At 58.3% G+C, this 10878-nt stretch carries 12 protein-coding genes; 6 read left to right on the top strand and 6 right to left on the bottom strand.

Translation table 11 applies throughout. The features are described from left to right. Positions 1–7: 7 nt before the first annotated feature. Positions 8–1279 (top strand): glycosyltransferase, encoded by a 1272-nt coding sequence (locus tag UM93_RS12070; RefSeq protein ID WP_045075835.1) that lies wholly within the window; start codon positions 8–10, stop codon positions 1277–1279. On the opposite strand, the gene UM93_RS12065 is transcribed toward UM93_RS12070, so the two are convergent. Both UM93_RS12065 and UM93_RS12060 read right to left on the bottom strand, forming a co-directional pair. Beyond that, positions 1269–2315, bottom strand: a complete 1047-nt coding sequence (locus tag UM93_RS12065) for a zinc-dependent alcohol dehydrogenase family protein (RefSeq protein WP_045075833.1) — start codon at positions 2313–2315, stop codon at positions 1269–1271. The two genes, UM93_RS12070 and UM93_RS12065, sit on opposite strands and share 11 nt — an antisense overlap. Before the next feature lie 60 nt (positions 2316–2375). Next, positions 2376–3278 (bottom strand): AraC family transcriptional regulator, encoded by a 903-nt coding sequence (locus tag UM93_RS12060; RefSeq protein ID WP_045075831.1) that lies wholly within the window; start codon positions 3276–3278, stop codon positions 2376–2378. A gap of 96 nt (positions 3279–3374) precedes the next feature. Between UM93_RS12060 and UM93_RS12055 the strand changes: the two genes are divergently transcribed. Together UM93_RS12055 and UM93_RS17200 are read left to right on the top strand one after the other, a co-directional pair. Beyond that, complete coding sequence (locus UM93_RS12055) at positions 3375–4346, top strand: nuclear transport factor 2 family protein (protein WP_052663771.1); 972 nt, start codon at positions 3375–3377, stop codon at positions 4344–4346. Between the two features lie 101 nt (positions 4347–4447). Continuing rightward, the gene (locus UM93_RS17200; protein ID WP_052663770.1) at positions 4448–4927 is read left to right on the top strand and encodes a MoaF-related domain-containing protein; all 480 of its coding nucleotides are present in this window, start codon (positions 4448–4450) and stop codon (positions 4925–4927) included. An 89-nt stretch (positions 4928–5016) separates the two neighbouring features. Here UM93_RS17200 and UM93_RS12050 read toward each other — a convergent pair whose 3' ends face one another. Together UM93_RS12050 and UM93_RS12045 are read right to left on the bottom strand one after the other, a co-directional pair. Then, on the bottom strand, positions 5017–5403 hold the full coding sequence (locus tag UM93_RS12050; RefSeq protein ID WP_045075830.1) for a universal stress protein: 387 nt from the start codon (positions 5401–5403) through the stop codon (positions 5017–5019). 85 nt (positions 5404–5488) lie between these two features. Next, on the bottom strand, positions 5489–6916 hold the full coding sequence (locus UM93_RS12045; protein WP_045075828.1) for a CitMHS family transporter: 1428 nt from the start codon (positions 6914–6916) through the stop codon (positions 5489–5491). Between the two features lie 515 nt (positions 6917–7431). Here UM93_RS12045 and rpmB point away from each other — a divergent pair. Genes rpmB through rpsN form a run of 3 tightly spaced genes read left to right on the top strand, consistent with a single transcriptional unit; the run spans position 7432 to position 8144 of the window. Next, a complete protein-coding gene (gene rpmB / locus UM93_RS12040; RefSeq protein WP_045075827.1) occupies positions 7432–7668 on the top strand; it encodes a 50S ribosomal protein L28 in 237 nt (78 codons plus the stop codon). Continuing rightward, positions 7668–7835, top strand: coding sequence for a 50S ribosomal protein L33 (gene rpmG / locus UM93_RS12035; protein WP_003798558.1), 168 nt, complete (start codon positions 7668–7670; stop codon positions 7833–7835). Before rpmB ends, rpmG begins: the two co-directional genes overlap by 1 nt. A gap of 3 nt (positions 7836–7838) precedes the next feature. Then, positions 7839–8144, top strand: a complete 306-nt coding sequence (gene rpsN / locus UM93_RS12030; RefSeq protein WP_045075826.1) for a 30S ribosomal protein S14 — start codon at positions 7839–7841, stop codon at positions 8142–8144. Between the two features lie 441 nt (positions 8145–8585). Here rpsN and UM93_RS12025 read toward each other — a convergent pair whose 3' ends face one another. Together UM93_RS12025 and UM93_RS12020 are read right to left on the bottom strand one after the other, a co-directional pair. Then, complete coding sequence (locus UM93_RS12025; protein ID WP_045075824.1) at positions 8586–9656, bottom strand: endonuclease/exonuclease/phosphatase family protein; 1071 nt, start codon at positions 9654–9656, stop codon at positions 8586–8588. A 114-nt stretch (positions 9657–9770) separates the two neighbouring features. Beyond that, positions 9771–10739, bottom strand: a complete 969-nt coding sequence (locus UM93_RS12020; RefSeq protein WP_045077349.1) for an aldo/keto reductase — start codon at positions 10737–10739, stop codon at positions 9771–9773. Positions 10740–10878 lie beyond the last annotated feature (139 nt).

Below are 10878 nucleotides of genomic sequence, written 5' to 3'. Positions count from 1 at the left end.
ACTGAAGATGCGAATCCTCATTGTCACCCCGCCGCTCGTCGGGCATATCAGCCCGTTGCTCGGTGTCGCCGCCGAACTCGAAGCCCGAGGGCACCTGATTGCCTGGGCCGATATTGCCGGTTTCCAGCGAAGATTACTGCCACCCACCGCGACCAGCTATCCGTGTCGCAGCGGCTGGCCAGACGATCTGGCACCAAGCCGTCCAGATAACTTGAAAGGGCCCGCAGCGCTGAAGTTCCTCTGGGAAGACATCTTCGTTCCGCTGGCCCGGGGGATGGCCGACGATCTAGCCGAAGCAGCACAGGATTTCCGGGCTGAGTTGCTGCTTGTCGATCAGCAGGCGCTCGCCGGGGCGATCGTTGCAGAGCGACTGGGATTGCCCTGGGTAAGCTCGCTCAGCACCATGGATGAGTTGCTCAACCCGCTCGCGGAACTACCCAAAGTCGCCCAATGGCGTGCCACGCTGTTCGCCGAACTTGCCGAGGAACTGGGCTTGCCGGACGGTGTCATCGGCCCGGCCGGCCCTCCTCATAACTCGCCTTTTAATCCGCTTTTCTCGCCGTTGCTGAGCTTGGCCTATGGCATTGCCGGATTGTTCCAGCGTGGCCCCCTGCCGAGCACGCCGATTGATTTTGTTGGGCCGGTCTTTCGTCCTAACACCGGCGGAGAGGCAGCGGAGCGGTTCATTGATTTCGCTCGCGAAGCCGAAGGACCGACCGCGTTGCTGGCGCTGGGCACCGCGAACGTCGAGGCTGGGGAGAGGTTTCTGAAAACCGCCGCCGAAGGGCTGACCGAGGCCGGTATCAGTACCATTGTCGCTGACCCGAGCGGGGTGCTAACCGGGTTCGAATCGGAGTGCCTGCTCAGCGCACCATTCCTGCCGCAACGGGAACTGCTACGCCATGTCGATGTCTTCATTACGCATAGCGGCTACAACAGTGTTTGTGAATCAATTTGGCACGGTGTGCCGATGGTGCTGGCAGGTATCCGTGACGATCAACCGCTGATCGCGCAAAACGCTGCTGAACACGGCCTGGGCATAGCAGTCAGATTCTCCCGAGCCTCGGGTGCGCAGATTGCCGAGGCAACCGCGCAAGTGTTGGCTGAGCCTAGTTATGCCGAGAAGGTTGAGCTCTACGCGGAGAAGTTTCATTGCGCCGGCGGGGCTGCCGCTGCTGCCGATGCGCTGGAAGGACTTCGCCTCGGCGAGCTGCAGACGGCCCAGTCGAACTCCGCACCAAGCTCAGGAAGCATTCATGATCAGAACCCTACGGTTTGAGCAGCACCTTGATAGCCCGCCGCTCATCCATTGCCCGGTAAGCCTCCGCTGCCTCGCTTAGCGGCAGCTCAAGGTCAAAAACCCGGCCCGGTCGCAGGCTGCCGTCAAGTACCTCGGGCAGTAGCTCCGGGATATAAGTGTGCGCGGGAGCGATGCCACCGGCGACATGGATATTCGTCTCAAAAAGATAGCGCAGCGGCAGTTCCGGACCACCCGCGGGTACCCCGACATAGCCAAGATGGCCGCCCGGTCGCAGCACATGCAAGGCCTGATCCATTGACTCCTTGGTGCCGACACACTCCAGGGCACAATCGGCGAGTCCGCCGAGTAATTGTTTAATCGCGGCGATGCCCGCCTCACCACGTTCGGCGATCACGTCGGTAGCACCGAATTCAACGGCGAGCCGCTGTCGATCAGCGTGCCGAGACATGATGATGATCCGTTCCGCGCCGAGCCGAGAGGCCGCTAGCACGCCGGAAAGGCCCACCGCGCCGTCGCCCACCACCACAACGCTCTTGCCCGGACCCACTTCTGCGGAGATAGCCGCATGATGGCCGGTGCACATCACATCGGCCAGGGTGAGCAGATCTGGGATTAACTCTGCCGGAGGCATTTCCGGGGTGGCGATCAGGGTGCCGTCCGCATAAGGCATCCTGACGTACTCGCCCTGAGCGCCATCGACCGCAAGTCCAAAACCGTCGGTGCCGCCGAAGCCGGTGCCGTGCTCGCAGGCCTGCGTCCAGCCATTGCGACAGTTGACACAGCTACCGTCACTGATCGAAAAAGGTGAAATCACAAAATCACCCGGTTTCACCGTCTTAACCTCGGCGCCCACCTCTTCGACGACACCGACCAATTCATGGCCAATCGGGTGCGGTTCTTTGGTCGCTCGGACGCCGCGGTAGGGCCAGAGATCTGATCCGCAGACGCAGGCAGCCACAACGCGCAACACGGCATCGGAGGGGTGCAAGATCTTGGGCTGAGGCCGCTCTTCAACCCTGATGTCCTGGGGTGCGTGGATCATGGTGGCAAGCATGGGAAGTCCTTAGGGTCTCGGCTGAAATGCTGTTCAGCTGGTAATGCTACTCGCTACTTATCACTCGTTGCTCGGGGCTTTGAGTGCCGCCAGCTTCTGCCTGCCACGGAACTCCCGCGGCGAGAGCTGCTCAAGATGTTTAAAAAAGCTGGAGAAGTTTGAGCTGTCTCGAAAATTCAGGATTTGAGATAGCTCCACAATCGATATTTCCGAGTGAGTCAGGTAGCGCTTGGCCTCTAGATGAACGCGCAGATCAATGATGTCTTTAGGGCTTTTCGCCGCCGAGAGCTGGCAGGCGTTGCGAAGCGTCCGGATCGAGATCCCTAGCTCGGCGGCGTACCAACCAACGCCGCGATGTCGGGCGAAGTTTGTCTCCAGGAGTGCTTGAAATGCTCGGTAATGCCGGTAGCTGCTCGGCTCGCTGGGGGCTGGGTATTCCGAATTCAGGCTGAGGTGTAGCAGGATCGCGGAGAGTTGATGGTGCAAGAGGCCGGCGCGAGCCGGATTGGCCGAGGCCCGGTAGCTCTCCAATAACTTCAGCTGGGTGGTGAAGGCGCCAGCTAACGCCGGGCTGAGTTTCCAATGATTGTTCTCATACGGTGTTGGCAAAGTGGCGAACACCTCGCTACTGAGCGCGTCGGGCCGAAAAAGCACGCAATGACCCTCCACCGCGTCAAGATTTCCCCACTGCAGTAGTTGCCCAGGATGGATCAAGAGCACCGAGTCCGGTGCTAAAGCGAAGGGATGGAAGTCGATCAGCTGGGTCAATGAGCCCTCGGTGAGGAAGAGCAGAATAGCGAATTGTGGTCGCTGCGCACCGCTGAATTCCCCGGCCGGAGCCTGCCGCCGTAGCGTGCTCAGCGGCAGAGCCTCAATTCCGCCAGCGGAGCCACGAGTGTCGTGGAACTCCACTTCACGAGGCGTCCTATTGCCGTTTTTTACCGGTATTTTGCCGATTTCCATCTCAATTATTGAATCATATGCCGAAAAAAGCAGAAGCTGAAGGTGCCGACGGGTGATGAACTTTGTCGGTCGCAACGGCTGAAAAGGACTAAGACAATGAAGAGAAAAGTGATCCGCGGCTTCCGCCCGCTGCTCGGGGTGAGTCTATTGCTGGTCTTGGCTGGCTGCTCTACTACCACCGGAACTGCCACCGGAGCCGATGGCTCCGAGGCGCCAGCAACCGCCGTTTCAACTAGTGATTCGGCGGCGACGACTGATCAGCAGGTGGCGGCGAACAAGAAGGCAGCCCAAGACTTCTACGATCTGGCGTTCAATCAGAAGAAACTTGAGGAAGCGGCACAGAAGTACCTGGCCGCTGACTACCTGCAGCACAACCCTGGGGTCGCCGACGGTGCCGCCGGATTTACCGCGGGCATTGGAGCGTTGCTCAAAGCCAATCCACAACTCAAAGCGACAACTCATCGAGTGATCGGCCAAGCTGACTTGGTCGGTTTGCAGACCGAAATGACCGCCAAGCCCGGTGGCAGCAGCCAGTCAGTGATGGATATCTTCCGTTTTGACGGCCAGGGCAAGATCGTTGAGCATTGGGACGCCATTCAGGATGTGCCGGCTAAAAGCGCAAACGGGCACACCATGTTCGATGGTCCGACCGAGGTGGCTCCGGTGACAGCCTCGGTACTGCAGAAGAACACCGAGACGGTGCGCAGCTTTCTCGACTTAGCCTTCAACCAGGCGAAAGCGCAGCAAGCGGTGGACAACTTTGTCGGCGAACAGTACCTCCAGCACAACCCGTTGATTGCCGACGGTAAGGAAGCCTTTGTGAAGGCCTTTGCCGGCGCGAGCCCATTGACCGGTGCAGCAGCGACTAAATTTCCACGGACCATTGCAGAAGGTGACTTCGTGATGGCGCAGACCTTCGCGCCAGCCGAGTCCGGGGCCGGTGGCTCTGGCTCAATCGACATCTTCCGCTTGGATGCGGACGGGAAGATTGTGGAGCACTGGGATGCCGTACAGGACTATCCGGCTAAAACCGTCAGCGGGCACACCGTGTGGGATAGCGGCAAATAAGCGGCAATCTGCCCGGCAGCACCGGAATTGGGGGTCGGTCCTGCGCAACCTCGGAACCTTCCGCAACTCAGCGAACAGTTAGCAAAACAGTAGGAGAAATCATGCGAATCATTACCAGTGCAATTACTGCCCTAGCCATTGGCGTGCTCGGAGTGGCGGCGGCTCAACCCGCTGCTGCGGAAGCGCCGCAACCAAGCAGCACCTCGGTGCAGCAAGTGGCCAAAACCACCAAAAAACCTGCTCCGAAACCGCAGAGTGTGCCGAGTACGCTGGCTGGTCGTGTGGTGGATGTCAGCTTTGATAACGGTGCTGCCAGTACTTTGACCTTTTCCGCCGACGGTAAGCAGGTCAGCTACGTTGACGTCAACGACGGTTCTGTTTCCACCGTTGCAGTTAGCGTGGTGAAAAATGCCAAGGGTTTGTTCCTGGTGACCTGGTACGAACCGGCCACCGGCTACACCGTGAGCCACCTGCAGAATTACAACACCGGCACCTTGAGCTCAACCTGGACCTACCTGGACCCGGCCACCGGTCAGTACGTGGTGGAGCCACATCAAGGAACGCTCAAATTGCACGGCTAAGCAGCAGCTAAAGGGCCGTTTCGGTGCGTCGCATAAATCTGCGACGCACCGAAACGGCCCTGAAGTGTTTTAGCCCTAAGTTTTACCGACTAGCTACCGCGAACGGTCAGCACCGGACAGTCGGCCTCCAGGATTACCTGCTGAGCCATCGAGCCGAGGAAGAGCTTCATCACAGGTGAACGTTTCCTGGTAGCTAGCACAATGAGTTCAGCCGAGTGTTCGGCGGCGAGTTCTAGGATCTGTTCCGCCGAGTTATCCCGAGCTGGCACCAGTTCAAACTCCAGTCCGGCCGCCCCCAACTCGGCCGAAATCTGTTCGAAGGCTTCGGGGGAGGAGTACACCGGGGTGCCACTGGCATCGCCCTGAGCGCTCACCGCGATAACTCTGGCATTTCTCCAGCGGGCTTGCTGGCTCGCTTCCCGGACGGCGGCCAGGCCGTCCTCGCCTTTCACATGAGCCAAGATGATGGTTGCCATCTGCCGGTCCTTTCTGCTGTCACTAGGGTGCACGGTCTACCTGAATTGGTTCGAACTAGCCTGAACTGGTTTGAATTAGCCTGGCCTAGCGGCCAAAAGGAATAGTGCCGACCAGTACGCCGACCGCTAGCATCACCAGAGAAACCACCAGGGCTCGCCAGAGCACCTTCTTGTGGTGATCGCCGAGGTCAACGTTGGCCAAGGACACCAGCAGGAGGATCGCTGGCACTAGCGGGCTCTGCAGGTGCACCGGCTGGCCGGTGATCGAGGCGCGAGCCATTTCGACCGGCTGGATGCCGTAGTTCTCGGCGGTTTTGCTGAGCACCGGCAAGATACCGAAGTAGAAGGCGTCGTTGCTCATGAAGAAGGTCGCCGGAATGCTAATCAAGCCGCAGAGTACCGCGGTGAAGGGGCCCATTGATGGCGGGATGATATTGACTAGCCATTGCGACATGGCGTCGACCATGCCGGTGCCGCTGAGCACACCGGTGAGTACCCCGGCAGCCATCACCATGGCCACCACAGCCACCACTGAGGGCGCGTGGGCGATCAACTGCTTGGCCTGATCGTGCACCTTCGGGAAGTTGACTAGCAGAGCGATGGCACTGCCGAGCATGAAGACGTAGGGCAGCGGAATCACATCAAGCACCAGCATCACCATGATCAGCACGGTCAAAACGAGGTTGAACCAGATCAACTTAGGCCGCAACGTGGCGCGATCAGGGTCGAGCACGGTATCCGCCATAGTCGAGTCGGCCGGGTCTACCTTCACCTTGACCAGTTGTCCGGCGCCGCCCAACATCTTGCCCAGGCCACCGCCCACCGTCTTGGAGCTGGGGGCGATGGTTTGCCCGGCCCCCGGTGCCCAAGCGATCGGGTCGAGTGCCCGTAGTCGTCGCCGTTCGCTCACCCCGAGCATCCAAGCAAAGCCGAAGGCGACCAGTAGACCGGCAAACAACGAAGGGAGCATCGGCACGAAGATGTCGGTGGCGGAGACCTTCAGAGCGGTGGCTGCACGGATCGTCGGGCCGCCCCAGGGCACGATATTGAGGGTGCCGTTGGCCAGGCCAGCGACACAGGTCAGCACCACGGGGGAGAGGCCTAAACGAAGATAGACCGGTAGCATCGCGGCGGTGGTAACGATGAAGGTGGTCGAGCCATCGCCATCGAGGGAGACGGCGGCGGCTAGTAGCGCGGTCCCCAGCACCACCTTGGCCGGGTCATTTCCGAGCACACGCAGAATAAAGCGCACCAGTGGGTCGAAAAGACCGACGTCAATCATTAGCCCGAAGTAAATAATGGCGAACATCAGCAGTGCTGCCGTGGAAGACAGGCCACCAATCGACTTCATCACCATATCGCCGAGGTTGTGGTCTTCACCCCACAGCAGTCCGCCCGCGAACAGACCAAAAACGGTAGGCACCAGGATCAAGGCGAGGACCGGAGTCATTCGCTTGGTCATGATCAGCACCATGAAAACGGCGATCATTAAAAAGCCGAGAACTACCAGCACGTTATATCTCCCCTTGAGTCCGACGTCGATGTCTGACGGCTATTGGTCAAAATTTCGAGTGATCTGGCTGTTCGAGCGGCCAAATCTTCCGACTTTGCCGTGTTGTTTGACGCTTGATGCCTCGTTCAGCCTTCGCAAGACACTAGTGCATGATCTAGGTCACACTCTGCTTGAGAAGATAAAAGTGAGATCTGCTCCTTTTCGACCTTTTGCGCATTGTGCTCATCGAGTTCTTGGAATGGCCGGAAGTGTTGACTGGTCATTTGCGCCGGGCTGACCGCTGGCAGATTCGCTTTAATGCCGGTTGTGCCGGTAAACTTATCAGGCGCTAAGTGGCGTGGAACTCGGGCAATTGCTCCGGAGGTCGAAAACTCGGCAGCCGGTAGTTAGGGGCTCACGTTGCGCGGACCCTCGGCTGGCCTCTTGATCTGCTTCTGCACGGTAGTGAAAACTCCAATCTGATCTGGCTGGACGCTGCTTTGCGTGAAAAATACACACATCAATGGAGGCAAATCATGGCAGCACACTGCCAAGTGACTGGAGCTGAGCCGGGCTTCGGACATAGCATTTCGCACTCGCACCGTCGCAATAAGCGTCGGTTCGACCCGAATATTCAGAAGAAGCGTTACTGGGTTCCGTCCCTGCGTCGCAATGTGACGCTGACGCTTTCGGCAAAAGGTATCAAGACCATCGACGTGCGCGGTATTGACGCCGTCGTCGCCGACATCCTGGCTCGTGGGGTGAAGCTCTAATGGCAAAAGACAAGGACGTACGTCCGATCATCAAGCTGAAGAGCACCGCGGGCACGGGTTACACCTACGTAACCCGCAAAAATCGTCGTAACGACCCAGACCGTTTGGTTCTGAAGAAGTACGATCCCAAGATCCGCCAGCACGTCGAATTCCGAGAGGAGCGCTAAGAGATGGCTAAGAAGTCGAAGATTGCTCGTAACGAGCAGCGCAAGGTCATTGTCGAGCGTTACGCTGAGAAGCGCCTCGAGCTGAAGAAGGCCCTGGTCAACCCGGAGTCCACCGACGAGCAGCGTGAAGCCGCTCGCCTGGGCTTGCAGAAGCTGCCCCGCAACGCTTCCCCGATCCGTCTGCGTAACCGCGACGTGATCGATGGTCGTCCGCGTGGCACTTTCCAGAAGTTCGGCATCTCGCGTGTTCGGTTCCGCGATATGGCACATAAGGGTGAACTTCCTGGTATCAAGAAGTCCAGCTGGTAAGAGCTTTTCACGAAGGGTCGGTCGCTTTGGCGACCGGCCCTTCGGCTTTTAACGTCCGTAGGCTTTCGACACCTTCGGCTTGGTAAGCCTGAGGTGCCGGTGGTCATTTCTTGATTTCTAAATAGTTAATAAAATGGAGACTTATTTAGTAATATTTCACTTGATTCTCTGTGAAATTGTAATGTTACAGATAATCTTGAGTTCGAGAGAGCCGCTAAGGTGATGAAACTCTGCATCCCACGAACTTTTGCTGAGTGCGTTGCCTCAGGTCATTCATCTTCATTCCTCAAGCCTCGAAATGAATCTCTCGCCCAAGCTGTCGAGACCGCCGATGGCAGGCATCCTCCCTAGAGTGCCTGCCATCGGCTTTTCATAATGCTGCTGAGCCCTGTCAGCTATTTCCCAGTGATCGTGACGGCTCTCTAGGCAGTCAAAATGTATTCAAGATTTCACTAAATAACTTGCCAGCACACCTTTGTGGTCGGTGGGCCACGGGATGTCGGTCAAAATAATCGGATCCCGGCCGCTTTCGTCGACCCGTTGGTTCCTCACGATCGATCCCTTTGGTCCGACCACTTCCGCGCTTGTCAGCCGGAGCCGGGGATCCGGATAGTGAAAGACGTAGTCAATTCGATCGCGTTCATCGGCTTCGGGTGTCCAGGTTAGTTCGCTAATTTCAGCGTTTGGATTGCTAGCAGGCCAGGTAAAGCCGGGATGGCTCGCCGGGTCCGGGTGTCGCAGCCGGTAAGCATCCACGAAGCCGGCGTCTTTGAGTGCTTGAGTTGACCCCCAGCGCAAGGTAACCCCGTGATGGTCGAAAAGTCGCGCGGTGCGTTTGGTCCAATCCAAAGTGGAGGGCTCGTTGAAGTCACCGCCCATCACCACCAGTCGGCCGAGCCGTCGTTCTTTGCGCGCGTCGCTAATGAATTCGGCAATCGCGGCAGGTCGGCCCGAGGCGTCATTGACTCGCTTGACCGCAGCGACGTCAGTGACCGGACCGCTGGGGATCTTGTCCCAGGCGTATTCTGAGAACTCTCCGTCCGGCACTCCCGCCCCGTAGCCGCGAGGTAGGTAAGTGGCATACCAGCGGTATTCCAGATGGGCGGCGTAAGCTGCGATCTCGGTCTTTCCGACAGTCACTACCGCTTTGGTGAGGAAAGGGAAGGTGGTGGTTTCGCCGATGGGGTAGGCGGAGATGATCGCGGTGTCTCCGGTCATGGCGTGCTGGAACGGCAGCCCGGTATCTTTGAGCTTGGAGACAATTTCGGGAGTGGTCTCCTTCGCCTCCGGGATAAAAATAAGGGAGGCGCCGGATTCCTTAATGATGTCCGCGATCATCTGCACGCCGCCGGGGATTTTCTTCCCGCCGTACCAGGCATTGAGCACCAGAACCTTCAAGGTCGCCTGAGGGCAAGAAGCGGCTGAGGCTGAAGGAGCTGCAAAAGACAATGCGCCAACTGCGGCCGCGCTAGCCAATCCTTGGACTACCTTGCGACGTGATATTCCGTTCATGACCATCCTTGGTTGCACGATAATTGCTTGGAGGTTAGCACAACATGCTTAAAGATGATCGTAAATATAATGAAAAAGCTATAATCAATCAGCCGGACGGAGCTCGCTTAGCGTTTACCAGGCGTAGGCCTCGGGGGCGGTGCCGCCGGGACCGGGGAAAATTTCATCAAGTCTTGCGAGCTCAGCCTTTTTGAATTTTACTTTGAGTGCAGCGAGTGAACCTTCGAGTTGTTCAACAGTGCGGGGGCCGATGATCGGGCCGGTGACCCCGTCCTGGGCCAGTAGCCAGGCTAGGCCGACGTTTGCCGGATGCTGGCCAAGCTCCTTGCTGAAGGCTTCAAAGGCTTTGATCTTGTCGCGGTTCTTTGTCAGCAAGCCCTGGCGATAGTCATCGACGCCGCGCACTGCTGACTTCCCCTTTTGCAGCACGCCGCCCAGTAGGCCGCCGGCCAGCGGCGACCAGGGGATCACGCCCAGGCCATAGTGCTTAGCTGCAGGCAGTACCTCTAATTCAAGATGGCGGTTCATTAAATTGTAAATCGACTGCTCGCTGACCAAGCCGAGGAAGTGTCGCGCTGCGGCCGCTTCACTGGCTTGGGCAATATGCCAGCCCGCGAAGTTCGAGGAGCCGACGTAAAGCACTTTGCCCTGCTGAACGAGTACTTCCATGGCCTGCCAGATCTCGTCCCAGGGGGTGTCCCGCTGCACGTGATGGAACTGGTAAAGGTCGATGTAGTCGGTCTGCAAACGCTTCAAGGAGGCCTCGACTTGGCGGCGGATGTGCTTCGCGGAGAGCCCTTCCGAGTTCGGACCTTCGCCCATTGAACCGTAGACCTTGGTGGCCAGCACCACATCTTCGCGGCGGCCGGAGGCAGCGAACCAGTTGCCGATGATGCTTTCGGTGGTTCCCTTCTTATCCCAGCCATAGACGTTCGCGGTATCGAAAAAATTGATACCACGATCGAGGGCGCTGCTCATGATCTGATGGCTGTCTTCTTCGGTGGTGACCGGTCCGAAGTTCATGGTGCCAAGTACTAAACGCGAAACCTTGAGGCCAGTGCGACCTAGGTAGGTGTATTCCACAGTGAATCCAATGCTTGAGGATGGCTTGATGCTCCGGCCCAACTCCTGGGGAGCGGCGCGGCTACTCCGACTCAACTCCAGCCGAGCCGCCCTGTCAACAGTGCCGCCAATCATCCGCGAGTTCGTTAGTTACTCTCGG

Origin of the sequence: Psychromicrobium lacuslunae, from assembly GCF_000950575.1 — a bacterium.
Classification (GTDB): Bacteria; Actinomycetota; Actinomycetes; order Actinomycetales; family Micrococcaceae; genus Renibacterium; species Renibacterium lacuslunae.
The sequence above is the reverse complement of the archived record's forward strand: the minus strand, read 5'-3'. Positions and strand labels throughout refer to the sequence as shown.